At 69.8% G+C, this 25,316-nt stretch carries 21 protein-coding genes; 11 read left to right on the top strand and 10 right to left on the bottom strand.

All coding sequences use genetic code 11. From position 1 onward, the window contains the following. Nucleotides 1–411: 411 nt before the first annotated feature. Nucleotides 412–2,025, top strand: a complete 1,614-nt coding sequence (locus C8E87_RS02015; protein WP_166661034.1) for a diguanylate cyclase — start codon at nt 412–414, stop codon at nt 2,023–2,025. Nucleotides 2,026–2,122: 97 nt separating this feature from the next. On the opposite strand, the gene C8E87_RS02010 is transcribed toward C8E87_RS02015, so the two are convergent. The 7 genes from C8E87_RS02010 to C8E87_RS01980 form a co-directional block, all read right to left on the bottom strand. Further along, the gene (locus tag C8E87_RS02010) at nt 2,123–3,352 is read right to left on the bottom strand and encodes an iron-containing alcohol dehydrogenase (protein WP_133871495.1); all 1,230 of its coding nucleotides are present in this window, start codon (nt 3,350–3,352) and stop codon (nt 2,123–2,125) included. Between the two features lie 11 nt (nt 3,353–3,363). Next, nucleotides 3,364–4,857 carry an NAD-dependent succinate-semialdehyde dehydrogenase gene (locus tag C8E87_RS02005; RefSeq protein ID WP_133871494.1) on the bottom strand — a complete coding sequence of 498 codons (1,494 nt, stop codon included), beginning with the start codon at nt 4,855–4,857 and terminating at the stop codon, nt 3,364–3,366. Continuing rightward, nucleotides 4,817–5,893 (bottom strand): ABC transporter ATP-binding protein, encoded by a 1,077-nt coding sequence (locus tag C8E87_RS02000; RefSeq protein WP_133871493.1) that lies wholly within the window; start codon nt 5,891–5,893, stop codon nt 4,817–4,819. Before C8E87_RS02000 ends, C8E87_RS02005 begins: the two co-directional genes overlap by 41 nt. Next, complete coding sequence (locus C8E87_RS01995) at nt 5,893–6,960, bottom strand: ABC transporter ATP-binding protein (protein WP_133871492.1); 1,068 nt, start codon at nt 6,958–6,960, stop codon at nt 5,893–5,895. The genes C8E87_RS02000 and C8E87_RS01995 overlap by 1 nt, the downstream gene beginning before the upstream one ends. Further along, nucleotides 6,960–7,874 (bottom strand): carbohydrate ABC transporter permease, encoded by a 915-nt coding sequence (locus C8E87_RS01990; RefSeq protein WP_133871491.1) that lies wholly within the window; start codon nt 7,872–7,874, stop codon nt 6,960–6,962. Before C8E87_RS01990 ends, C8E87_RS01995 begins: the two co-directional genes overlap by 1 nt. After that, on the bottom strand, nt 7,874–8,740 hold the full coding sequence (locus C8E87_RS01985; protein ID WP_239080388.1) for a carbohydrate ABC transporter permease: 867 nt from the start codon (nt 8,738–8,740) through the stop codon (nt 7,874–7,876). The genes C8E87_RS01990 and C8E87_RS01985 overlap by 1 nt, the downstream gene beginning before the upstream one ends. 80 nt (nt 8,741–8,820) lie before the next feature. Continuing rightward, on the bottom strand, nt 8,821–10,209 hold the full coding sequence (locus C8E87_RS01980) for an extracellular solute-binding protein (protein WP_239080387.1): 1,389 nt from the start codon (nt 10,207–10,209) through the stop codon (nt 8,821–8,823). Between the two features lie 352 nt (nt 10,210–10,561). Here C8E87_RS01980 and C8E87_RS01975 point away from each other — a divergent pair, with 352 nt between their 5' ends. The 6 genes from C8E87_RS01975 (at nt 10,562) to C8E87_RS01950 (ending at nt 18,835) form a co-directional block, all read left to right on the top strand. Next, entirely contained in the window at nt 10,562–11,302 is a 741-nt protein-coding gene (locus C8E87_RS01975) for a GntR family transcriptional regulator (protein WP_133871488.1), read from the top strand. Nucleotides 11,303–11,391: 89 nt separating this feature from the next. Further along, nucleotides 11,392–11,955, top strand: coding sequence for a DJ-1/PfpI family protein (locus tag C8E87_RS01970; protein ID WP_133871487.1), 564 nt, complete (start codon nt 11,392–11,394; stop codon nt 11,953–11,955). Beyond that, nucleotides 11,952–12,770 carry an alpha/beta fold hydrolase gene (locus tag C8E87_RS01965; RefSeq protein WP_133871486.1) on the top strand — a complete coding sequence of 273 codons (819 nt, stop codon included), beginning with the start codon at nt 11,952–11,954 and terminating at the stop codon, nt 12,768–12,770. Before C8E87_RS01970 ends, C8E87_RS01965 begins: the two co-directional genes overlap by 4 nt. A 533-nt stretch (nt 12,771–13,303) precedes the next feature. Next, nucleotides 13,304–16,126: a PQQ-dependent sugar dehydrogenase gene (locus C8E87_RS01960; RefSeq protein ID WP_133871485.1), complete on the top strand. Its 2,823-nt coding sequence runs from the start codon at nt 13,304–13,306 to the stop codon at nt 16,124–16,126. A gap of 14 nt (nt 16,127–16,140) precedes the next feature. Next, entirely contained in the window at nt 16,141–17,838 is a 1,698-nt protein-coding gene (locus C8E87_RS01955) for a ThuA domain-containing protein (protein ID WP_133871484.1), read from the top strand. A 247-nt stretch (nt 17,839–18,085) separates the two neighbouring features. Further along, entirely contained in the window at nt 18,086–18,835 is a 750-nt protein-coding gene (locus C8E87_RS01950; protein ID WP_133871483.1) for a tetratricopeptide repeat protein, read from the top strand. A 99-nt stretch (nt 18,836–18,934) separates the two neighbouring features. Here C8E87_RS01950 and C8E87_RS01945 read toward each other — a convergent pair whose 3' ends face one another. Together C8E87_RS01945 and C8E87_RS01940 are read right to left on the bottom strand one after the other, a co-directional pair. After that, nucleotides 18,935–19,825 (bottom strand): MerR family transcriptional regulator, encoded by an 891-nt coding sequence (locus C8E87_RS01945; RefSeq protein WP_133871482.1) that lies wholly within the window; start codon nt 19,823–19,825, stop codon nt 18,935–18,937. 142 nt (nt 19,826–19,967) lie between these two features. Then, on the bottom strand, nt 19,968–21,977 hold the full coding sequence (locus C8E87_RS01940; RefSeq protein WP_133871481.1) for a serine/threonine-protein kinase: 2,010 nt from the start codon (nt 21,975–21,977) through the stop codon (nt 19,968–19,970). 128 nt (nt 21,978–22,105) lie between these two features. On the opposite strand from C8E87_RS01940, the gene C8E87_RS01935 reads away from it, so the two are divergent. Genes C8E87_RS01935 through C8E87_RS01925 form a run of 3 tightly spaced genes read left to right on the top strand, consistent with a single transcriptional unit; the run spans nt 22,106 to nt 24,598 of the window. Continuing rightward, the gene (locus C8E87_RS01935) at nt 22,106–23,677 is read left to right on the top strand and encodes an amino acid adenylation domain-containing protein (RefSeq protein ID WP_133871480.1); all 1,572 of its coding nucleotides are present in this window, start codon (nt 22,106–22,108) and stop codon (nt 23,675–23,677) included. Then, the gene (locus C8E87_RS01930; RefSeq protein ID WP_239080386.1) at nt 23,670–23,882 is read left to right on the top strand and encodes an acyl carrier protein; all 213 of its coding nucleotides are present in this window, start codon (nt 23,670–23,672) and stop codon (nt 23,880–23,882) included. Before C8E87_RS01935 ends, C8E87_RS01930 begins: the two co-directional genes overlap by 8 nt. Next, on the top strand, nt 23,879–24,598 hold the full coding sequence (locus C8E87_RS01925; RefSeq protein ID WP_133871478.1) for a thioesterase II family protein: 720 nt from the start codon (nt 23,879–23,881) through the stop codon (nt 24,596–24,598). Before C8E87_RS01930 ends, C8E87_RS01925 begins: the two co-directional genes overlap by 4 nt. Here the strand turns inward: C8E87_RS01925 and C8E87_RS01920 are convergent. Continuing rightward, complete coding sequence (locus tag C8E87_RS01920; RefSeq protein WP_133871477.1) at nt 24,549–25,187, bottom strand: LmbU family transcriptional regulator; 639 nt, start codon at nt 25,185–25,187, stop codon at nt 24,549–24,551. The genes C8E87_RS01925 and C8E87_RS01920 overlap by 50 nt on opposite strands. On the opposite strand from C8E87_RS01920, the gene C8E87_RS46235 reads away from it, so the two are divergent. After that, entirely contained in the window at nt 25,186–25,311 is a 126-nt protein-coding gene (locus C8E87_RS46235; RefSeq protein WP_275409108.1) for a hypothetical protein, read from the top strand. The genes C8E87_RS01920 and C8E87_RS46235 overlap by 2 nt on opposite strands. Nucleotides 25,312–25,316: the final 5 nt, after the last annotated feature.

Raw genomic sequence — 25,316 nt, 5'->3', positions numbered from 1 at the left:
TCATCGATCTGGTGAATCGGCTGACCTCGATGCAGATTCACATCATCTGGATGAGTGAATTGACCGTGATACCAGGGCCCCGGAAGGTTAGGATCCCGGCGGCGGCCATCTGCCCCGATAGCTCGGCGGTCGCCCTCGGGCCCTCGCGGGCCGCGTTCCGGTGACGAGGTCGGTCGGGTGAGGATGGTCCGATCGGCCGGCGTTCTCGACTGTTCCGATAAACCGCCGTAACGGATTGACGGTTCGCTCGTTATTGGCCCGCTCGGCATCCGGAGGAATTGATCCGCTGTCTATTCCTTGGATCCGAGAAAGTCGATGGGGCCGGCTTCCGGCCGAGCGGGCGCTCCGCCTTCGCCGCGCCGCTCGCCCGGGAATCCTCCGGTTCAGCGGGGCCCTGCCGATAGGTCGGGTATGGCTGAGCATGAAAAGGCGCCGCCTGCGGAGCGGGATGCGGCGTTGGCCGCCGCGTTGGCCGCGCACAGCAGCGGTTTCGTGGCAGCTGCGTCGTCGAACGGCCTGTTCGTGCCGCTGCCCGAAGAGCTGATCGCAACCGGGCTGCGCCCGGTTCACCGCGCGAGTTCGGCGCTCGTCCTGGTCGTTCCCGAGGACCACGCGGTGGTGGCGGACGCCTGGGTCGCGTGCCGGACCGTCGGCTGGTCGAGCTGCCGGGTGCGCCCGGTCGCCGCGCCGGAGCACTACGTCGGAATGCAGTTCATCGACACCACCCACCGCTGGGACGTGACCACGGTGCTGTTCAGCGGAATCGCTGAAATGAGCGGTTCCGGCCCGGAGCAGGAGCAGCCGCGGCCGCGGCACATCACGATGGTCAAGGACGACGTCGCGAAGGTGCTGGAGGTCGACCCGGCGGTCGGGCTGCTGCTGGGGTGGGACGCCGAGGAACTGATCGGGCGCAGCACACTGGAGCTGGTGCATCCGGATGACCGCGGGCGGGCGGTGACCAGCTACATGGATGTGATCGGCTCCCCGGTGGGCTCGGCCCGGCGGGTACGGCTCCGCCACCTGCACCGCGACGGCGAGGTCATCTGGTTCGAGATCACCAATCACAACCGGCTCGAGGGTGAGCGGCCGCACGTGCTGGCCGAGATGCTCGACATCTCCGACGAAATGGCCGCTCAGGAAGCGCTGCATGCGAGCGAGCAACTGCTGCGAAGGCTCGCCGAGACGCTGCCGATGGGCGTGGCACAGATCGATCCCGAGGGACGGATCGTCTATCGGAACACGGGCTACGCCTTGTCAGCCGGGTCGGCCGGCGGTGAGCATCTCACCGGCATGCTCAGCAGCGTGGTGCCCGGCGACCGCCCGCTGATCGAGACGTCGCTGGCGACGGTCCTGAGCACCGGCGAGGACGCCGACGTCGAATACGGCTACCGCGATGAGGCGCGCGGGTTGCGCAGGATCAGCGCCAACCTGCGGGCGCTGACCGACGAGGCGGGCGGCGTGACCGGCGCCATCCTCTGCTTCACCGACGTGACCGATGAGGTGCGGCTGCGCGAGCAGTTGCGGCAGCAGGCCACGTACGACCCGCTGACCGGCTGCCACAACCGCGCCGCCACCCTCGAGGCGCTGACGGAGAGCCGGCCGCCGGGCCGCGGGGTGGCCGTCATCTATCTCGACCTCAACGAGTTCAAACAGGTCAACGACCGCTTCGGGCATCTGGCGGGTGACCGGCTGCTGGTCTACGTAGCCGACCGGCTGCGCATGGCGGTGCGTCATGGCGACGTGGTGGGCCGGCTCGGCGGTGACGAATTCGTCGTGATCTGCCGGGACGTCGCGGACGCCGCGCACGCCCGCAGGATCGGCGAGTCGCTGATCGACGCCTTGGACTCCGGAGCCGTGGAGGTGGCCGGCGAGCGGCTGCGCCCCGCAGCGAGCATCGGCGTGGCCTGGTCGCGCGTCCTTCCGGACGCCGAAGCCTTGGTCGCCCGGGCGGACGCCGCGATGTACGCGGCGAAGAAGGGCCGCACCGGCCGGCTGGCCCTGGTCATGGCCGACCCGCACGACTGACCCGAACGGCTCGTCGCGAACCAACGCGAGCTGACGCAGACCATCATCAACACCGGCGGCCGGCCTGTCTGCCGAACCCCAGCGGATGGCGCGGAAGTCAGCGCCAGGCCGGTCTCTCCGAGGTCCGCTCGCCGGTCCAGGCCGCTTCGAGGATCCTGGTCAGGCCGGCGGTGTCGGCCGGGCCCGGGTGGTTCTGGATCAGGCGGGTGACGCTGCCGGCCATCTGCGCGAAGCGCGGGAGGTCGGCGCGGGCCACGCCGATGTCGGCCAGGGTGGGCGGGATGCCGATGTCGGCCAGGAGCCCGTCGAGCCAGGTGAGGAACGTGTCCGCGGCCTCGTCGTCCGAGGCGCCGGTCACGTCGAGGCCGCACGCCTCGGCCAGGGTGGCCAGCCGGTCGGCGATGGCATCGCGGGCCGCGTCCAGCGCGTACGGCAGCAGCAGGCCGACGCCCAGGCCGTGCGGCGTGTGCGTGGCGGCGCCGATGGGGTACTGCAGCGCGTGCGGGGCCGCGTTGCCCGCGTGGGAGAAGGCCAGCCCGGCGAGCATGGACCCGTACGACATGTCCGCGCGCGCGTCCGTGTCGCCACCGTCCTTGACCGCTCGGCGCAAGCTCCGGGCGATCCGCTCCGCGGCCCGCAGGGCGTAGTGGTCGGTGACCGGGTTGCGACCGAGGAAGACCTGCTCGACCGGGTCGCGCGGTCCGTGCGGGCGAGGGCGCGCGGTGTAGCTCTCCACCGCGTGGCAGAACGCGTCGATGCCGGAGTGGGCGGTGACGGTCGGGGGGCAGCTGTAGGTGAGCTCGGGGTCGACGATGGCGAAGTCGGGCACGATGTGGACGCTGGAGACGCCCACCTTCAACACGCGGTCCGGATCGGTCAGCACCGAGACGGGGGTGAGCTCGGAGCCGGTGCCTGACGTCGTCGGGACGGCGACGAGGGGGATCGTCGGTCCCGGCACCTTCGACTCCCCGTAGAAGTCGCGCGGCGTCCCACCGTGGCGCCGGATGACGCCGACGATCTTGCCGAGGTCGATCACCGTGCCACCACCGACGGCCAGGATGACGTCGGCGTTCACGTGGGCGGCGGCCGAGACGGCCAGGGCGACATCGGTCAGCGGCACATCCGGGGTGGCGTCGGAGAACACCTCGACGCTCTCGACCTTTTCCCGTACGGCGGCCACGATCCCGGCCACGCCCGGCTGCCGCAGGAGGATCTTGTCGGTTACGACGAGGACGCGCGTGCCGAGCTCGGCCACCACCCGGGGGATGTTCTGGGCGACCCCTTCGCCGATCATCAGCTGGCGTGGTCCGCGGACTGTCTCAAGCATGTGGGTGCCTCTCACGGTAGGTCGATCGCCGCATACGTGAGGTCGAGGTATTCACCGATGCCCTCGTGCGACCCCTCCTTGCCGATCCCCGACTGCTTCACCCCGCCGAACGGAGCTGAGGGGTCCGAGATCAGGCCGCGGTTGATGCCGAGCATTCCCGTGTCCAGCCCCTCGGCGAACCGCAGCGCCCGCTGGAGGCCGCGGGTGAAGACGTACGCGACCAGGCCGTACTCGGTGTCGTTGGCCTTCGCCATCACCTCGTCGTCGGTGGTGAACGAGAGGATGGGCGCCACCGGGCCGAAGATCTCCGTTCGCAGCATCCGCGCGTCCTCGGGCACGTCGACGAGGACCGTCGGCGGGTAGAAGTGGCCCGGCCCGTCCGGACGCCCGCTGCCCACCAGGACCCGGGCGCCGCGCCCGACCGCGTCCGCGACGAGATCGTCGATCTTGGTGACCGAGTCCCCGTCGATCAGTGGCCCGACGTTCACGCCGTCGTCGAGACCGTGGCCCATCGAGAGCGCGCCCATCCGCTCGGCGAAGCGGGCCGTGAACTCCTCGCGCACCGGCTCCTCGACGTAGATCCGGTTGGCCGCGATGCAGGACTCCCCGATGTTGCGCATCTTGGCCACCATGGCCCCGTCGACCGCCACGTCCAGGTCGGCGTCGGCACACACGATCAAGGCCGCGTTGCCGCCCAGTTCCATGGAGGTGCGCAGCACGTTGCCCGCGGCCTGCCGCAGCAGCACCCGCCCGACCTCGGTCGACCCGGTGAACGAGAGCTTGCGGGTCCGGGTGTCGGCCAGCAGAGCGGAAACCACCTCGCCGGCCCGCTTGGTGGTCACCACGTTGACGACGCCCGGGGGAACGCCGGCCTCCTCCATGATGCGGGCCAGCAACAGCATGGTCAGTGGTGTCTGGGCGGCCGGCTTGGTGATCGTCGTGCAGCCCGCGGCCAGCGCCGGGGCGATCTTGCGCGCGCCCATGGCCAGCGGGAAGTTCCAGGGCGTCACGAAGACGCAGGGTCCGACCGGCTTGGGCACGGTGAGGATGCGGTATCCGCCGTTGGGCGCGGTGTTGTAGCGCCCCTCGACGCGCACCGCCTCCTCGGCGAACCAGCGGAAGAACTCGGCGCCGTACGCCACCTCGGCCCGAGCCTCGGCGAGCGGCTTGCCCATCTCGAGCGTGATCAGCCGGGCGACCTCTTCGGATCGTTCGGTCAGGGACCGATAGGTCGCGGTCAGCAACTCCGACCGTCTCCGCGGCGGGGTCGCCGACCACCCCGGCAGGGCTTCGCTCGCCGCGTCCAGAGCGGCGAGTCCGTCGGCGGCCCCGGCGTCCGCCACCTCGGCGATGGTCTTGCCGGTGGCCGGATCCTCGACTTCGAAGGTGGCGCCGCTGGTGGCATCGCGCCAGGCGTCGCCGATCCGGAGCCGTCGGTGCCCGGGGGCCAGGACGTTCACCCGATCACCGCCCGGCCGGCGAGAGCGAGAGCCCGGTGCCCGCATCGAAAAGGTGTGCCCGGTCCAGGTCGACCGTGACGTTCAGGCGCTCGCCCGGCGTACCGGTGACGGTGGGTCTCGCTTTGACCTTGAGGATCTCCGTTCCCACCCGGACATCGACCACCGTACGGTCCCCGAGCGGCTCGAGCCCGTAAACCTCTCCCGGCAGCGACGCGGCCCCGCGCTGCTCGACGGAAAGGTCTTCCGCGCGCAGGCCCAGCAGCAGCGGGCGACCGTCCTCGGCGGTGGTCCAGCGGGGCCGCGGCAGACTCCAGCCTTCCGCACCGACGAGACGATCGCCCTCGGCGTGGCAGGGGAGCAGGCTGATCGGCGGGCTCCCGACGAATCCCGCGACCCACTGGTTGGCCGGACGCTCGTACACCTCGATCGGGGTTCCGACCTGTTGCACCTTGCCCTCCTTGAGGATCGCCACCTGGTCCGCCATGGACAGGGCCTCGACCTGGTCGTTGGTCACGTAGACGAAGGTGGCGCCGAGACCGCGGTGGATGCGGGTGAGCTCGGTGCGCATCTCGACGCGGAGTTTGAGGTCGAGGTTCGTCAGCGGCTCGTCCATGAGAAACGCGCGCGGACTGCGAACCAGCGCCCGGGCCAGGGCGACACGCTGCATCTCGCCACCGGACAGCTGCGCGGGGCGCCGCTGCAGCAGACGTTCGATGTGCAGCAGGGCCGAGACCCGCTCGACGGCCGCGGCGATCTCGCTCGCCGCGCGGCGGCGGGCCCGCAGCGGCGAAGCGATGTTCTCGTACGCCGTCTTCCGTGGATAGAGGGCGTAGCTCTGGAAGACCATGGCAAGGTCGCGGGCGGCCGGGGTGTCACCGGTCGCGTCCCGCCCGTCCAGGTGCACCGACCCGGCGTCGAGCTGCTCGAGGCCGGCGATCGCCCGCAGGGTCGTCGTCTTGCCCGCCCCCGACGGCCCGAGCACGACGAAGAACGATCCGTCCGGCACGTCCAGCGTCACGCCGTCCAGGGCCTGGACCTTGCCGAAGGACTTGCTCAGCCCGTGCGCTGCCACGGTTCCCATCAGGCCACCAGCTCTTCCGTACGCACGTCGTAGACCACCGGGGTTCCGCCGGTGTGCCGCAGCCCGACCTTCGCGTCGGCGGTGAAACGGACGATCGGGGGCATCCGCACCCGGACGTCGCGCTCGCCACCGTGGTCGACCACGTAGATGATCTCGTCGCCCAGCCACTCCACCGAGACCACGCGGGCCGGGATCGAACGGTCCGCCCCCGGTTCGGTGACCTCCAGCGCCTCCGGCCGGACGCCGGCGATCAGGGCACGGTCGCGCCGCAGGCCCGGCGGTGGCGTGAGGGCCAGTCCACCCCGGCCGCGCAGCTCGCCGTCGGCCACCTCCACCTCGATCAGGTTCATCGGCGGGGAGCCGATGAAGGCGGCGCAGAACAGGCTGGCCGGACGGTCGTAGACCTCCAGCGGGGTGCCGATCTGCTCGACGCGGCCCTTGTTCAGCACGGCGATCCGGTGACCGAGCGACATCGCCTCGACCTGGTCGTGGGTGACGTAGACCATCGTCGTCCCGAGCTCGCCCTGCAGGTGCTTGATCTCCGTACGCATGTCCGCCCTCAGCTCGGCGTCCAGGTTGGTGAGGGGTTCGTCCATGAGGAACGCGCGCGGTCGTCGCACCAGGGCGCGGGCGAGCGCCACGCGCTGCTGCTCCCCGCCGGACAGCTGGCGCGGTCGCCGGTTGAGCAGGGGAGCGAGACGCATGAGCCGAGCGGCCTCGTCGACACGCTCGCGTACCTCCGCCTTGGGAAGTCCCTCGGCCCGCAGGGGGAACGCCAAATTGTCGCGGGTCCGCAGATGCGGGTAGAGGGCGTAGAACTGGAACACCATGGCGATGTCGCGCTCGGCGGGCGGCAGGTCGTTGACCAGTGTGGCGCCGATGCGGATGTCGCCGGTCGTCTGCCGCTCCAGGCCGGCGACGGCCCGCAACGTGGTCGTCTTGCCGCACCCCGAGGGCCCGAGCATCACGAACAGCTCGCCGTCGGCGATGGACAGGTCCACGTGCTCCACCGCGACCGTCCCGTCGGGGTAGCGCTTGTGCAGGGCGGTCACCTCGATGCCGGCCATCAGCGTCGCACCGCCCCGAGCGTCACGCCGGCGACGAGGTGCTTGCGCACCAGGTACGCGAAGACGAGCACCGGCAGGGCGAACACCACGGAGGAGGCGGCCACGAGTCCCCAGTCCACGGTGGTGCCGCCGATCAGGCCGGCGATGGCCGGTGGGGCCGTCCGCACGTCGTCGCTGGAGGTGAGGAAGATGGCGAACACGAACTCGTTCCACGAGAAGATGAGGGCGAAGACCGCGGTCGCCGCGATGCCGGGCACCAGCAGGGGCAGGGTGAACTTCCGGAACGCCTGCAACCGGGTGTAGCCGTCGAGCATGGCGGCGTCCTCGTACTCCGCGGGCACTTCGTCGACGAACCCCTTCATCATCCAGATCGTGAACGGGACGTTGAAGGCGGTGTAAATGAGGATCAGGCCGAGCGCGTTGTCGATGAGCCCGACCTGGCGGTACATGAGGAAGATCGGGATCACGACCACCACGGGCGGCATGAACCGGGTGGAGAGGATGAAGAACAGCTGGTCCTTCTTGGCCTTGAGGGTGAAGCGGGAGTAGGCCCAGGCCGCCGGGACCCCGAGCACGGTGGCCAGCACCGTGGAGACTCCGGCGACGATCACGGAGTTGAGGAACGACGTGGACAGCGTGGAGCGACCGCCGCCGGAGGCGACGAACACGTCCTTGTAGTGGTCCAGCGTGACCTTGAAGTCGAAGAACTTGGCGGGCACGGCGTAGACGTCCCGGTTCTCCTTGAGCGACGTCTCGATCATCCACAGCACCGGGAAGAGCATCACGACAGCCAGCAGGGTCAGCAGCACTATCTCGAGCACGGAGCGGCCCCGGCCGCCACCGCGGCGGCGCGCCGGCGGTGCGGTCTGCTGAACCGGACCGGGGGACACGGCCTCGTTGACGGAGACGGCCATCAGTCCTCCTTGAGCTTGTTCAGGTAGCGCAGGTAGAGCTGCGTGAGGACGATGACGACGAGGACCATGAGGATTCCGTACGCCGAGGCTGTCCCGGTGTTGAAGCCGAGGAACGCGACCTTGTAGACGTGGAACGACAACGTCTCGGTCGAGACCCCCGGACCGCCGTTGGTGAGGATGTAGACGAGGTCGAACAGCCGGAACGCCTCGATGGCCCGGAACAACACAGCGATCAGCAGCAGCGGCCACACGAGCGGAAGCGTGATGGTGCGGAACCGGAACCACTCGGACGCCCGGTCGATCGAGGCGGCCTCGTACAGGTACTTGGGCACCGCGGTCAGCCCGGCCAGGGCGATGAGCATGATGAACGGCGTCCACTGCCAGGTGTCGACCACGATCAGCGAGATCAGCGCCGTCCGCTGCCGGGTCAGCCACTCCACCGGCTCCAAACCCAACGAGCCGAGCATGCTGTTCACCACGCCGAACTGCGCGTCGAGCATGAACCGCCAGAACAGCCCGACCACGACCGGCGACAGCATCATCGGCACCAGGAAGAGCGTGGTCAGCAGGCCTCGCCCGTGGGTACGCCGCGAGATCAGGTAGGCGATGGTGAAACCGAGCGTGGTCTGCAGGCCGACCGCGCCGACCACGTAGATCAGCGTCGTCAGGGCCCTCGTGTGGACCTGGGCCGACGTCAGGATGGCGGTGTAGTTGCCGAACCAGACCCAGTTGGCCGACCCGCCGCGCGTGGCCGAGTAGTCGGTGAAGGACAGGTACAACGCCCACAGCAACGGGAACACCGACATGGCAAGCAGGAGCAGCAAGGCCGGGGCGATGAAGACCACGGCGAGCCGGCGGTCCGTCAATCGGGGGGACCGGCCCCGGGCAGGCGGCTCCGGCGTCGCCACTTGCCCGGGAGGGCCGGTCGTCAGGGAGGCGGGGTCACTCACAGTCCGCCGCCGCCCTTGCGGCCGCTCGAGTCGAGCACACCCTGCTGTTCCTTGGCGATGTCGTCGAGCGCCTGCTTCGGCTCCTTGGCGCCGTTGAGGGCCGCGTTCACGTTGGTGTTCTCGATGTCGACGAGGCGTGCGTACTCGGGCACGTTCCACATGTCCCGCATCCGCGGCACCGATTCGGCGTACACCTTGTTGAACGGCCCGGCCTCGAGGAACTCGGGCGACTGAATGGCGTCCGTACGGGAGGGAACGCCACCGGCCGCGGCCCACTTCTTCTGGATGTCGGCCTGCTCGAACCACTTCATGAAGTTCAGTGCCTCGGCCTGGTTCGCCGCGGAGGAGTAGGCCGACACGTGCATTCCCATGCCGCCGAGCGGAACCAGGTCCGTCTTCTGCTTGGGCAGGGTGGCGAAGCCCAGCTTGCCGAGGATCTGCTCGCGCGTCTTGCCGAGCGTCGACTGCTTCGGGTCGAGCAGACCGCCGCTGGCGGCGATCCAGTTGAACGCGATGCAGGCCTTGCCCTGGGCGACCGCCGCGTTGACCTCGTCGATGAACCAGTTGCCGGAGCCCTTGGCGGTCAGTGGTTTCATCTTGTTGACCAGGACGTTCATCGCCTCCTGGCCGGCCGCGTCGTTGAGAACACCGTCGATCTTGCGGGTCTTGGCGTCCCACAGGTTGCCGCCGTAGACGCCGTTGACCGTGTTGTACGTGACGGCCGCGGCGTCGGACCCGTTGGCCTGGTGGAAGGCCAGCCCGCTGACGCCGGGGTTCTCCGTCTGGCACTTCTCGGCGGCTGAGATCATCTCGTCCCAGGTCTGCGGCGCCTTGTCGCCGATCAGATCCTTGCGGTAGATCATCGTCCAGGTGTCGCCGAGCAGCGGCAGCCCGTACAGGCTGGCGTTCTCGTCGCGCTGGCCGGTCTCGGCCTGGGGGAACTGGCCGTAGGCCGCCAGAAGGTACGGGTCGTACGCGGCGACGTCGATGTTGTTCTTGACGAAGTCGGTGAGGTCGAGAATGTTGCCGTTCGTCACGGCCTCACCGATGTGCTGCGAGTCCAGGATCGCGATGTCGAAGTCGGTCTTGCGGGCGGCGAACTGGGTGAACATCGCGTCGTGCCAGTTCGCGTTCGGCACGGTGTTGACCTTGATGGTCGCGTTCGGCCGCACCTTCTTGTATTCCTCGTTCGCGAAGGTCTCCAGCGCCTTGGCGGGCGGCCACTCGAACCAGACGAAGCTGAGGGTCAGCGGGTCCGTGGTGAGTTCCGGAACGGCCGCCGGCGCTTTGGGGGCGTTCGCCGTCGGGTCGCCGTCCTGGCCGTCGCCGCCGCACGCCGCCACGGTGGTGGCCAGGAGCAGCATGGCCGCCGTCGCCAGCTGCACCTTCCGGCCAGGAACGGACAGTCTTCCTCTTCCTTTCGAATGCCGCATATCTCGCCTGCTTTCTGGAGGAGTTCTTCAGCCTCGCCAGGTTCGTGGCCGAGCGGTTGCTCGGTGTCTCGGGTGCGTTGCCGCGTTGCCGCCGCGGCGTACGGAGTCGTTCGGCCGTCGAGGAACTGCCGCGATCCCTGTGCGGGCCCGGTGGCGAACCGAGCGGGACGACGAGCATGCTCACAGGTGCGGCAAGTGATCTAGGAGCAGATTTCCTATACGATCTGGTGGGCGTCAGCATGTCGCAGCGTTGTGATTGATGTCAACAGGTTCGCGGGGACGCACGAAGGGACCTCACGTCACGATGGACGACGAAGCGATGAGCGCGCGGGGCAGCCGGGCGGCGGCAGCGATGTCGCCCGGACGATCCGCCGGCCGGCTGGCCGACGAGGTGTACGACACGCTGCTCGGACAGCTGATGTCGCTGCGGATCGAGCCGGAGTCCCGCGTCACGATCGACGTGCTCGCCCGCGAGCTGGGGGTATCGCAGACGCCGATCCGGGACGCTCTGAACCGGATGGAGGCCGAGGGCCTGGTCGTGCGGGTGCCCCACGCCGGCTATCGCATTCCGCCCCAGATCACCCGGCGCCGGTTCGAGGACATGCTCGAGGTGCGCCTGCTGCTGGAGCCGGCGGCGGCGCGCCGATCCGCCGAACGCGCGTCGCCGGAGCAGGTGGCCGGCCTGAGGCGGATGCTGAGGGAAATGGCCGAACTGGAGGGAAGCAAGGGGGTCATGGCCTACGGCGCTTTCGGGCTCCGCGACGCCGCCTTCCATGATCTCGTGGCGCTGAGCGCGGACAACCAGGTCATCCGCGAGACGCTTGCCCGCCTGCACAGCCACGTGCACCTTTTCCGGCTGCACCGCGACGCCCAGGTCACCCATCTGGCCATGGCCGAGCACGAGCAGGTCGTGGCCGCGATCGCCGCGCGTGACCCCGACGCCGCCGCCTACGCGATGCGCCGGCACATCCTGCGGTCCGGCGACCGCTTCCGGCGGGTGTTCGACGAGATCGAGGCCGCGCACGCCGCCGCGGTGAAGGCTTGACGGTCCGGCCGGGCCGGGGAATGCTGGCCCCACCGGATCGGATCGGATTGGATCCGCCTCACCCGCCCCCGAGATGCGAGGAGAAGCAGGTGCCCAGAGCGCTGCTCCTGACCGGCGACGCCGCCGAGGAGCTCGACACCATGTACCCCTACTACCGCGTGCAGGAGGGTGGCTGGGACGTCGACGTCTCCTCGCGGACGATGCGCGACGTGCAGCTGGTCATCCACGAGTTCGACCCCGGCTCGGACGCCTACGTGGAGAAGAACGGTCGCAAGCTGCCGGTCGACGTGCCCTGGGCCGAGGTCGACGTCGAGCGCTACGACGCCCTCATCATCCCCGGCGGGCGGGCCCCCGAGTGGATCCGGGTCGACGCCGACGTCCGGCGCATCACCGAACACTTCTTCGCGCGCAACCTCCCCATCGCGCTGGTGTGCCACGGCGCGCAGGTGCCGGCGGTGTACGGACTGCTGAAGGGCCGGAAGACGGCATGCTTCCCGCCCATCACCGGTGACATGGAGAACGCGGGCGCGACGGTCATCGACGCTCCCGACGTGGTGGACGGCAACCTCGTCTCGTGCCGGGGCTGGCCCGACATGCCGCAGTTCGGCCGGGCGATGATGGAGGTCTTCTCGAAGTCCGTCCCTTCGGCGTGACGGCTCGGACCGTCGTCGTCGGCGGCTCCACTGTGCACGTCCTGGAGGACGGCGCCGGACCCGCGGTGCTGATGCTGCACGGCTCCGGGCCCGGCACGACGGGGGCCGGAGCCTGGGCGGCTACGGCACTGGCGCTGGGCCCTTCCTGGCATCTGGTGGCTCCCGACCAGGCGGGGTTCGGCCGTACGCCCGTACCGCCGGGCGCGCGGGGTGGGCTCCGGCTGTGGACGGAGCAGGCCGCGGGCCTGATGGATGCGCTCGGCGCCGGGCACTACGCCGTGGTCGGTCACTCCATGGGCGGGGCCGTGGCGCTGGCGCTGGCGGCCGCGCGGCCGGAGCAGGTCACCCGCGTCGTGGCGGTCTCGACGATGGGTGCCCCCGGGGCGCCGCTGTCGGCCGATCTCGACGCGCTCTGGGCCGCCCCCGCGGGCCCGGCAGGGGCCCGCGACATGCTGAGCCGCCTCGTCCTCGATCAGGCGCTCGTGACCGATGCCGCCGTTGACGCCCGGGCCGCCGCGATGCAAGCGGGGGCAGCCGCCTACGCGTCGTTGTTCCCGCCGCCGAGGGCGCGGTGGGCCGAAGACCTCACCCTCCCGGGGCGGACGCTGGCGGCGATCCGGGCGCCGGTGCTGCTCGTGCACGGCGCGCAGGACAGCGTGACCCCCCTCGGGGCTGCCGCCCTGCCCCTGCTCGACCACCTGGCCGACGTCCGTCTGCACGTGCTCGGCCGGTGCGGGCACGTGCCGGCGATCGAGCACCCGGACGAGTTCCGGCGCCTTCTGTCGTGCTTTCTCGGCCAGGGCCGAAGAAGTTGATCGCCACCGCACTCGGCGGCGCCGGCCCTCGAGGCGAGCGCCAGATCCTGCTGTGTGGCGCCCGGTTCGGTGGCCGGGTGGACAACGTCGGCACTGTGAGCCTGTTGCGGCATCCCGCCGTCCTGGCCCTGCCCCTGGTGGAGCCTGCCGCAAGGCGCACGATCTGTTTCACTGGGCGCGATTTCCGGCCGGCCGGAAAGTGTTACGCCGGGCATTCGGGCGAATGGCGGTCTCCGGTGAATGGGCTTGATCTTTTTTCGGCTTTGTGAACAGCGGATCAACTATTGACTGCTTTCTATCTTCCGCTTAGCGTGTGACCTCATACGAATCCCCACATCCGCTCGATCGGCAAGCTTCTGAGCCCGTGTCCGCGCGTTGTTAACGTTCACTCCGGGGTGTGGCTCCCTGCTGCCCCGATGCCGGCGTGCGATGAGAGAGCGGCAGAGTCAGTAACCATACGGCCCATTGTTGTGCCGCCGGCCCCGAGCGCAGACGCCATTTTTCGAATGCGAAGCCGACGAGGTGATCAATTCATGAGAAGACGTGTTCTGGCGGCGTTCGCAACCGCCGTTCTCGCGGCCACGGGAGTAATGGCGGCTCTGACCGGGCCGGCATCCCCCGCATCCGCCCATCCGGTCAACGCGTCCGACTTCCAGCAGGTCGAGCTGGCGCGCGGCGTGGGCGAGATGGGCGAGCCGATGTCGATGGCTGTGCTGCCCGACCGCTCGGTGTTGCACACGGCCCGCAGCGGCGTGCTGCGCCGGACCACCGCGGCCGGGGTCACCTCTGTCATCGGCACCGTGCCGGTCTACACGCACGATGAGGAGGGCCTGCAGGGCGTGGGGGTGGATCCCGGCTTCTCGACCAACCGGTTCATCTACCTGTTCTACGCACCCCCGCTGAACACGCCCAGCGGCGACGCGCCGGCCACCGGCACGGACTTCTCGGCCTGGAACGGGGTCAACCGGCTGTCCCGGTTCACCCTCAACGCCGACTACACGCTCAACACGGGCAGCCAGGTGACCGTCCTGGAGGTCGCGACCAACCGGGGCATGTGCTGCCACGTCGGCGGCGACATCGACTTCGACGCGGCCGGCAACCTCTACCTGTCAACGGGGGACGACTCGAATCCGTTCGACTCGAGCGGTTACACGCCCATCGACGAGCGCAGCAACCGCAACCCGGTCTACGACGCGCAGCGCAGCGCGGGCAACACCAACGACCTCCGGGGCAAGGTGCTCCGCATCAAGGTGAACCAGGACGGGTCGTACTCGATCCCGTCGGGCAACCTGTTCGCGCCCGGCACCGCCGGCACCCGGCCGGAGATCTACGCCATGGGTCTGCGCAACCCGTTCCGGATCGGCGTCGACAAGGCGACCGGCGTGTTGTACGTCGGCGACTACGGACCCGACGCCGGCACGACCAGTTCGACGCGCGGGCCGGCGGGCCAGGTGGAGTTCAACCGCATCACCTCGGCCGGCAACTACGGCTGGCCCTACTGCACCGGCTCGAACACGACGAACGAGACCTACGTGGACTACACGTTCCCGTCGGGGCCCTCGGGAAGCCGGTTCAACTGCGCCGCACCGGTGAACAACTCGCCGCGCAACACGGGCCTGACCAACCTGCCGGCCGCGCGGCCCGCGTGGATCAAGTACGACAACTGCTCGCTGGCCGCGTTCGGCTGCGGGTCCGAGTCACCGATGGGCGGCGCGGTCTATCGGTACGACGCGGCCAACCCGTCCACGGTCAAGTTCCCGGCGGCGCTGGACGGGCACTTCTTCGCGATGGAGTTCGGCCGCCGCTGGATCAAGACCATCGACGTCAACGCCGACGGGTCGGCCGGGCAGATCAATGACTTCCCGTGGCGCGGCACCCAGGTCATGGACAGCGCGTTCGGGCCCGACGGCGCCCTGTACGTGCTGGACTACGGCACCGGCTGGGGCAACGGCGACGCCAGTTCCGCCCTCTACCGCATCGAGTACAACGGGGCCGGCAACAACCAGGCGCCGATCGCTCGCGTCGCGGCCAATCCCTCGTCCGGGGCGGCGCCGCTGACCGTCAACTTCTCCTCGAGCGGCTCGTCGGACCCCGAGGGCGGTGCGCTGACCTACGCCTGGAACTTCGGGGACGGCAGCACCTCGTCGGCGGCCAATCCCAGCCACACCTACACCACTGCCGGCGAGCGCGCAGTGACCCTCACCGTGACCGATCCCGCCGGCCTCACCGCCAGCGCCTCGATGACGGTCACGGTCGGCAACACCGCACCCACGGTCGTGCTGAACACGCCGGCCGACGGGGCGCTGTTCAGCTTCGGTGACAGCGTGCCGTACACGATCACGGTCTCGGACCCCGAGGACGGCACGATCGACTGCAGCCGGGTCGAACTGAGCTATCTGCTCGGCCACGACGACCACGCGCACCCGATCAGCTCCAGCACCGGATGCTCGGGAACGCTGCAGATCCCGGTGGACGGCGAGCACGACACGGCGGCCAACCTGTTCGCGGTGCTCGACGCGGAATACACCGACCGGGGCGCCAACGGCCAGCCCGCACTGACCACCCGCGCGCAGAAGATCCTCCAGCCCCGGCACCGCCAGGCCGAGCACCGCAGCACCCAGTCCGGCACCTCGTTGTACAGCAAGACAACGGCCGAGGGCGGGCAGACAGTCGGCGACATCCAGAACGGCGACTGGGTCGCCTTCCAGCGGTACTCCCTGGCCGGGGAGAACCGGTTCACGGCCCGGGTCTCGTCCGGCGGCGCCGGCGGCACGCTCTCGGTGCGCGCCGGCTCGTCCACCGGCACCGTGCTCGGCTCGGTCACCGTGCCGGTCACCGGCAGCTATGAGACCTTCACCGAGGTTTCGACGACCCTGTCCAACGTCCCAGCCGGCGCCACCACCCTGTACCTGACGTTCCACGGCGGCTCGGGGACGCTGTTCGACGTCGACGCCTTCACCATCGGTGCCGCCCCGAGCGGCGGCGGCACGGGCCGGATCGTCGGCGCGAGCGGGGCGTGCGTCGATGTCAACGGATCCAGCTCCGCCGATGGCGCCAAGATCCAGCTGTGGACCTGCAACAGCGGGGCCAACCAGCAGTGGACCCGTACCGGCAGCACCTGGCGGTCGCTCGGCAAGTGCATGGGCGTGGCCGGTGGCGCCGACGGCAGCCCGGTACAGCTGTCGGCCTGCACCGGGTCGGCCGCTCAGAACTGGACCGTGGGGACGAACGGATCCCTGGTCAACGGCCAGTCGAGCAAATGCCTGGACGCCAACGGCGGCAGCACGGCCAACGGCACCCAACTGATCATCTGGACCTGCCACGGCGGCGCCAACCAGCGCTGGACCCTGCCATGAGAGGAACCCCGGCCATGCGCCCACTCACCCGCGTCCTCGCCACGGCCGCAGCAGCGCTGCTCGCCCTGGCCGGCATCGGCGGCACGCCGGCCAGTGCGGCCGACGCCCCGTACGACGTACTGGTCTTCTCCAAGACGGCCGGCTTCCGGCACGACGCCATCCCGGCCGGTATCCAGCTGATCCGTGACCTCGGTGCGGCCAACAGCTTCACGGTGACCGCCACCGAGGACTCCGGCCAGTTCACGGCGACCAACCTGGCACAGTTCGAGGCCGTCGTCTTCCTCAACACCACCGGCGACGTGCTCAACCCGACCCAGCAGACCGCGTTCGAGAACTACATCCGGGCCGGGGGCGGCTTCGTGGGCGTGCACGCGGCCTCGGACACCGAGTACGACTGGCCGTTCTACGGCGAACTGGTCGGGGCGTACTTCGCCTCGCACCCGGCGATCCAGGCGGCGACCGTACGGACGGAGAACCGGGCGCACGCCGCCACCGCCGGGCTCGCCCCGACGGCGACCCGCACCGACGAGTGGTACAACTTCCGCAGCAACCCCCGCTCGTCGGCCCGGGTGCTGTCCACGCTGGACGAATCGAGCTACTCCGGCGGCAGCATGGGCGGTGACCACCCGCACACCTGGTGCAAGACCTACCAGGGCGGCCGCTCGTTCTACACCGGCGCCGGTCACACCCAGGCCGGCTACGCCGAGGCGGGCTTCCGCGCGCTGATCCTCGGCGGCATCCGGTACGCGGCCAACCGCACCAAGGCCGACTGCCGGCCCGAGACCGGCTACACCACCCTCTACAACGGCTCCACCACCGGCTGGTCGCAGGCCGGGCCGGGCTCGTTCGGCAACAGCAACGCCACGCTGACCTCGTCCGGTGGGCTCGGCATGCTCTGGTACAGCGCGAGGGAGTTCCGGTCGTACTCGCTGAAGCTCGACTGGATGATGCCGGGCGACGACAACTCCGGCGTGGTCATCGGGTTCCCGGCCGGCAGCGACCCGGACGCGGCGCTGGCCACCGGCTACGAGGTGCAGATCGACGCCAGCGACACCTCGGACCGGACCACCGGCTCGGTGTACGGGGTTCAGCCGGCCGACCTCGCCGCCCGCGACGCCGCGCTGAACCCACCGGGTGAGTGGAACACGTACGAGCTGCTGGTCGAGGGCGAGCGGTTGCAGGTTTTCCTCAACGGCGTACGGGTCAACGATTTCACCAACACCGACCCGGCACGCTCCCTGACCTCGGGGTACATCGGTCTGCAGAACCACGGCGCCGGGGACGACGTCTCGTTCCGCAACGTCCGGATCAAGGAGCTGGGTGGTACGACGCCACGGGTCGGCCGGATCACCAGCGCCTCGGGCAAATGCGTCGACGTCAGCGGGGCCAGCTCGGCCGACGGCACCAAGATCCAGCTGTGGAGCTGCACCGGCGGCAGCAACCAGCAGTGGACGGTCAGCGGGACAACCCTGCGGTCGCTCGGCAAGTGCATGGGTGTGGCCGGCAGCAGCACCGCGAACGGCGGGTTGGTCCAGCTGCAGGCCTGTACCGGCGCGGCCACCCAGAACTGGACCGCGGGCGCCAACGGATCCCTGGTCAACACCGCTTCCGGCCGATGCCTGGACGCCAACGGCGCCAGCACGGCGGACGGCACCCAACTGATCATCTGGAGCTGCCACGGCGGCGCCAACCAGCGATGGGTTCTTCCGTGACCGAGGCGACTCACGGATAGCCGCTCGCGGCGGGGATGGCCGGGCCTCGATGAGGCTCGGCCTGAGCGGCGCCGCGTCAGGTACCACGACTGCAACAACCGCGACGACATCCCTGTGCGATGCACCGTCACCATGCTGTGCCCACCCGTCCGGCGGCCGATGTTCGTGTCCTGGCCAATCTGCACCATCCGACCGGCCGAGTCGTCACCCGCGTTGAACTGGTGGCCTCCGATGCGACCATGGGTCGATGAGCAACGAAATTGACGGGAACGAATCGGCTCGCGCCGCGTACCATCTGGGTCTCGCTCTGCTCGAAGGCCGCGTGACGGCCGGCCCTGACGATCCCTTCGAGGCCGGATGCGGCGCCCTGCGGTCGGCGATTGCCGCAGGTGACGCCGAGTGGTCGCCGCGAGCCGCCTACATGCTGGGCATGGCGCTGTTCGGCCGGGACGACCTGGCCGGCGCCCGCTCGTCCTTCACCGTCGCGCAGCGGTCGGGCCACCCCGAGTGGTCGGTGGGCGGGCTGATCGGCCAGGCGCACCTGGCCGCACGCGAGCATCGCCCGCACGACGCGGCCACGTTGTTCCGGCAGGTGATCGAGGCCGGGCAGGACCGGTTCACCGGGTCCGCCTGGTACAACCTGGGCACCATCCACCAGCAGGAACAGTTGTTTGCCGAGGCGGTGCAGGCCTACCGGCAGGCGATGGCGAGCGGCGATCTGGTCTTCGCCCCGAAAGCAGCCAACAATCTCGGATTCGTGCTCGCCAACCACCTCGACGATCCAGCCGGAGCCCGGCAGGCTTTCCGCACGGCGGTCGCCTCCGGCGACCTGCAGCAGGTACAACTCGCCGAACAGAATCTGCGCGCCATGGACGAACTGGATCGCCGGCGGCGCGCCGGGACGCCGCTGGTGTCCGGCGAGGACGACGTCGACCTGTCGGTGCCGCACGAGGGCGGGATCAAGCGACGATGGTGGTTCCCCAAGCGGGGAGACTGAGCATCCCGACTGTGCGCGCGTCCACTACGGTCCGGTGGTCGGTCACGTGCGGATGAACGCGACCGGTTGTCGGGTCACGTCAGTGCCAGGCTCGGGCGATCAGCTGTCCGCGGAGCGGGCGTCGGCAAGGGCCTCGCCGAAGAGCCGTCCGGCGAGTTCCACGCATCGCATCCGGGCAGGAGAGAAGTCGTAAGGCATCTTGGTGATCGCTGTGGCGGCACTCATCTCTGTGCCCTCCTCCCCTTTCAGGCCGGCGTCGTAGATCTCGAAGATCTTCTCCTCGGCCGCGTCGAGACCGGCTGCCTCAATTGCCTGATCCACGGCCATCTCGTGAGCGCAGCGCTGTACGGCGAGCTCTTCGACGCGCGGGTCGTCGGGTTCGACGCCGTCGTCGAGGGCGGCCTCGGCCGCCTCAAGACGGTCCTCCTCGGCCTGCAGGCCGGGGTGGGTGGCCAGCACTATGAACCTGCCGGCCTGGATGGCGGCGCCCAGCGGCCCGAAGATCCGTTCCGTGACCAGCAGGGCGTCCAGATCTGAGGGGCGCAACGCGCCCGGGGGCAGGTGGCTGAGCCGGTCCGTGACCAGTTCGGAGAGCAGCCCCAGCGGGCTGCCCACCGCCCGCAGGCGCTGGACAGCCGCGCGCCGACGTTTGATGGCGGCCTCCTGCGTCGCCAAGGTTTCTTCCAGCCTGCTCAGGACCGACTCGATATCCGGGGCTCGGTCCAGGGCTTCGTCTCCAGCTTCGTCCCGGGCTTCGCCGAAGGCGGCCCGCATGTCGTCCAGGCTGATACCGGCATCAGCCATCTTGCGGATCCACAGCAGGCGGGTCATGTCGTCATAGCCGTAGCGGCGGCGGCCGTCCCCGCCGCGTTCGGGCTCCGGCAGCAGACCGATCGCGTGGTAGTGGCGGATGGCGCGTGGGGTGACCCCGGCGAACGCAGCGGCATCACCGATCTTGACCTGCCGGGGAGGCGTGAGGGAGGGGTACATCGCAGACAGAGCCTTTCGTGCTGTGGTACCCCGACCTCACCACATGCCGCTACGGCATGTGCAACAACCGCAAGGGAATTCGCCGTGGTGGCGACCCGGCACGGGATCTCACCACCCACAAGGGCACGTTGCCGTCGGTGACTCAGGTGGTCGGGACTTTCAGGTCGGGATCGGTGCCGAGGCGTCGGTAGGTTTCGTAGGTGGTGCCGTCGTTGAGGGCGAGATCGTCGGCGGAGCAGGTGTACGGGTATGCCTCGGATTGCTTCGGGTAGACGGTGACCGGGAGTTGTTCGCTGTTCTCGGTGATCTCCAGGGTCTGCCGGCTGACGATCCCGTCGAGGGTGAGGACCCCGTTGTCGGTGCTCGCCCGCTGGTCGCGGGTGCCGCGGATGGTTTCGGCGTACTTGTTGCCGTTCACAGTGGCGGTCAGCGGCGTGGCACGGGCGTAGTCGTCGGTGGATGTGCCGTCCGGCCGGATCCGTCTGATGACATCCTTGGCTCCGGTGACCGAGAAGACCTCGGTCCGGATCTTGAGTTTCTTGCTGAAGGCCACTGACTGCCAGGTGCCGATCAGGCAGACGTCGATGGCGGCGTCGTCGGGTGCCGCAGGCCCTGCGGCATTGCCGGTGTCTGCCGACGGCGTCGGCTGCCCGGTGCCGGTGGCGGACGGGGAGGCAGCCGATGATGTCGTCTTGTTCGCCGCCTCGGAGTCGCCGGGAGGGCCGGTGGTCGTGTCGGCGCTCGCGTTGATCAGGTCGGGGTAGTAGATCTTCAGGAGGGTGCCGGTGAGTGCGAGGACGACAATGACGGCGGCGGCGACACCCGCGGCGGGCTTCCACCGGCGGCGTGTGCCGGTGGCCGGTCCGGGGTGGGCCGGCAGAGGCGTGGCGGTGGTCGGCGGGGTCTCGGCCGCCCCTGGGCCGGTGACCGTGGGCGAGGATGCGCCCGGCTCGATGCCGTCACCGCCGGCACCGGTGGTCGCGGTCGCTTCGCCGAGGTTCGGTCGGGTCGCGGCGGCGAGTGTCGGCGCCGGCGCGACTGCTGTGGGCGGTAGGCCGGAGGTGTTCGGATCGTCGACGTTGCGCCGCAGGAAAGGCAGGCGTACGCGTGGACGTGGGCTGGTGCCGGCGCGGTCGGATTCGTCGAGCATGTGGATGGCGGTGTGCAGCAGCGTGCGGGCCTGCTCGAGGTTCAGCCGGCGGGCGGGGTCCTTGTCCAGCAGGCCCTTGATCAGCGGCCACAACCGTCCGGCGTGGGCCGGTGTGGCAGGGCGATGTTCGAGGACCGCCATCATCGTGGCCGGGGTGCTGTCGCGCTGGAACGGCGGTGCTCCGGTGACGGCGGTGTACAACGTCACCCCGAGGGACCACAGATCGGACGCGGCGGTGGCGGGCATCCCGTTGATCCGCTCCGGCGCCAGATAGGCGGGCGATCCGACCAGTTGGCCGGTGGCGGTCAGCGCGGTCTCGTCGTAAATGGTGGCGATACCGAAATCGGTCAGCACCACCCGGCCCTCGGCAAGCAGGATGTTCGCCGGTTTGACGTCGCGGTGTGCCACTCCCTCACGGTGCGCCGCACGCAGCGCATCGAGGACCTGGAGACCCACCTCCGCGGCCTGCCGTTCACTGAGCAGCCCCTGCGCGGCGATGACGTCGGCGAGGGACCGTCCATCGATCAGCTCCATGACGATCCACGGACGGCCGGACTCCTCGATCACATCGTGGACCGTGATGATTCCCGGGTGCCGCAGCCGGGCCGCCGCCTGCGCCTCCCGGATGACCCGGCGCACCACCGGATCGGACGGATCCATCGGATCGTCACCCGCCGACGGCAGCCACACCTCCTTGAGCGCCACCTGCCGGGCGAGCAGGGTGTCCTCGGCCTGCCATACCGCGCCCATGCCACCGCGGCCGAGCATCCGGCCCAACCGGTAACGCCCTGCGACGAGCCGCCCCGAGCCCGTACCGCCGATGCCCTCGCTCATGAAGGTGAATCTATCGAACCGAGCACCGGCGATGCCGCCGCCGGGCCGACTCGCGCCGGAACGGCTCGCACAATGTCCTCGGTCGCGGCCGGCCGTGCCCTTGACCGGCAGGGAGGTGACGGGAACCGGCCGACCATGTCCGGGGCGGGCGGCCAGGCATGGTCGCACAGGCGGGCGCCGGTGAACAGATCTGTGACGGTGGGCGGACGCGGCGGCGCCGTGGTTCTGGTCGCGGCGCCTGGCCGGGCCTAGCGTTCATCTCGGATGTCTCGCCAACAAGACAGGCGGGTGGGATCGTGATTCTGCACGGGAAGCGGGTGTCCCTGCCGGCGGCACCCGTGGTGCACAGGCGGTTCGAGGCGTACGCCGGGGCCAGGCCGGAGGCGGTCGCTGTCGTCTGCGGCGGGGAACAGGTGACGTACGGGGAACTGGATGCCAGGGCCAACCGATTCGCCAACCTCCTCGTCTCGCGGGGGTACGGCCGGGGCGCCCTGGTCGGGGTCTGCCTCAGGTACTCGGTCGATCTTCTCGTCGCCATCCTCGGTGCGCTCAAGGCCGGTGCGGCCTACGTGCCGCTCGACCCCAACTACCCGTCGGAGCGGCTGCGGCTGCTGCTGGGGCAGGTTCCCGATCTCGCCCTGATCGTGGCCTCCCCGGTGACGGCGGAGCTGGTGGCGTCCGCGGGGGTGGAGATCGTCGACCTGGAAGCGTTGCGGAAGGACCTCGAAGGCCGCCCCGCGACAGCGCCGGATGTCACGGTCACCGGTGATGACCTGTGCTACGCGATCTTCACGTCCGGGTCGACCGGCATCCCGAAGCTGACCGCCGTACGCCACGAGGGCTGGTTCAACCTGCTCAACTGGCTCCAGGACGACTTCGGGCTGCGCCGTGGGTCGAACAACCTGGTGGTCAGCGCGTTCGGGTTCGATCTGTCCCAGCGCAGCCTGATGACGCCGCTGTTCTGCGGCGCCACGCAGTACCTGATCGCCAGCCGCAATTTCGACCCCGCCTTGACCTACCGCATGCTGGAGCGCCACGACATCCGCACGGTGCACTGCGCGTCGAGCACCCTCTACGTGCTCGCGGACTGGGAGCAGGCGTCCGGCGGGACTGCCCTCAGCGGACTGGATCACATCCTGTTCGGCGGGGAGCCGCTGCACGCCGAGAGGCTTCGGAACGTGACCGGTTGCGTCCTGCTTCACCAGTACGGCGTGGCCGAGTGCACGGACGTCGCCACCTCCTTCGACATGGCCGGCTACCGGCCCGGCGACCACGAGATCGCACCGGTCGGCCGGCCCGTGCACAACATCGACATCCACGTTCTCGACGAGGGGATGCGCGGGGTCGAGGCGGGGGAGCACGGCGAGATCGGCATCTCCGGTGCGGGAGTCGGCGCGGGCTACCTCAACGGCGCCGGGCCGGAGTCGGCGCGCTTCACGACGGTCGAGGTCGACGGGGTGCCGCGGCGGCTGTACCGCACCGGCGACCGTGGCTACGTCAATGCGGACGGCGATCTGGTCGTCGCCGGGCGGATCGACGCGCAGGTGAAGGTGCGGGGGATGCGCATCGACCCGGCCGACGTCGAGCGCGCGCTGAGCCGGCTGGCCGGGGTCCGGCAGGCCGCCGTGGTGAGCAGCCCCACCGACTCCGGCGACACCGAGCTGATCGCCTTCGTGGTGCCGGAGGGCGGCGATCTGGCGTCCGACGAGCTCGGCGCGCGGCTGCTGGAGACGCTGCCGCGCACCATGGTGCCGGCCGAGTTCGTCAGCGTCCAGCGGATCCCGCTGAGCCCGCACGGGAAGTCGGACCGGTTCGCATTGCTGGATGTCCTCCGGGACAGGCGAAAGGAACAAGGTGTTCGTGGATGAGGTGCGCGCCATCTGGTGCCGCGAGCTGGAGCGTTCCGATATAACGCCGGAACAGGACTTCTTCGCCCTCGGCGGCCATTCCGTGATCATGGCCCGGATTCAGCGGGCCTACATCGACGAAATGGGCTTCGAAATACCGATGGACGAGATGTACCTCAATCCGACGGTGGCGTCGATATCCGCCTATATGGAGTCGCTGCCGTGACGGCCGGTTCCTGGCTCGTCCGGCCCCCGGCCGGCGGCTCCCGGGCCCGGCTCTTCTGCTTTCCGTACTCCGGGGCCGGGGCCTCGGCCTTCCGGGCCTGGCCGCACACGGTGGGCGACGTCGAGATCTGCCCGGTGCAGTTCCCCGGCCGCGAGAACCGGCTGGCCGAACCCCACTACGGCACCTACCGGCGGCTGGCCGCCGGCCTGGTCGACGGGCTGGCGTCGGCACTCGATCGCCCGTACGCCTTCTTCGGGCACTGCGCCGGAGTGCTGCCGGCCTTCGAGGCGGCCGTCCTTCTCCGCGACCGTGGCCTGCCCCAACCGATGTGCCTGTACGTGTCGGGGCAGGTCGCCCCGCACGACGCCGCACGCGATCGAATGCTCACCATGACCGAGCCCGAGTTGCGCGCCGAGCTGGAATCGGTCATGCGGCGCCGTGGACTCGAGCCATGGCCGGACATGGTCCGGATGGGGATGTCGGTGCTGCTGCGCGATCTCGACGCGGCGCGCGAGTACCGCCGGAAGGAGCCGATCGCCGTCGGGTTCCCCATCGTCGTCCTGCACTGGCGGGACGACGACGAGGTGAGCCTCGACGACCTGCGGGGGTGGCGCGACTATGCGGAGTCGGTCGAGTTCCAGGTCGTCGACGGCGGGCACCACGACTTCACGGACGCCTCCGCCGGCCTGTTGCGTGCGGTGACCTCGTGGGGGTGAGCGCGACCGCCCGCTGGTGCTCGTCGAACGCCTGGGCCGCGGCGCTGGCCAGCGCCCGTTCCGCCCAGGTCGCCAAGGAAAGGCCGAGCCTGCCGGCCGCCTCCTGAAAGGACTCCAGCCGCTCGACCGGGATCGACATGTTGAGCACGACGGTGGCGCCCCGAGCCGCGCGGCCGGCGTCGGCGGCCCGCTGCAGGATGCTGTCCTTCACCTCGCGGCGCAGACGTTTCGCCGACCACCCGTGCTCCTCCGCCTTGCGCAGCCAGAACTCCTGCTCGGGCGGGACGAGGGCGGCCACCTCGGCGTGGTGGGTGAAGCTCAGCCCCTCGCGGCGGCGAGCCATCGGAAAGCGCCGCGCCACCCACGCGTGGTTGCGCAGGGTCTGGTAGTCCAGCGAGGTGAGTTTCACCGCGTCCTGATACCGGCCGCTGAACGCGGTCTCCCCGTAGATGAGCCAGTCCCCGAGGCACCACGCCGATGACGTGTACAAATCGGAGAGATGGCCGCCGAGTCCGAGCCACTTGTCGAACGGCATCCGGTCCGGCAGGACGAGGCCCCGCCGGGTCACCAATGCCGAGGTGTCGAGCATGCCGGCTCCTTTCCCGAGCGGTGACGATTTTAACCATGCCGGGCGGCCGGACGTCCAGGCCAAGGAATTGCTATTGGCTTCCGGCGACTATCACTTTCCTATCGTCGCTGCATCGCTCTCTTGACCCCT

Origin of the sequence: Paractinoplanes brasiliensis, from assembly GCF_004362215.1 — a bacterium.
Taxonomy (GTDB): Bacteria; Actinomycetota; Actinomycetes; order Mycobacteriales; family Micromonosporaceae; genus Actinoplanes; species Actinoplanes brasiliensis.
The sequence above is the reverse complement of the archived record's forward strand: the minus strand, read 5'-3'. Positions and strand labels throughout refer to the sequence as shown.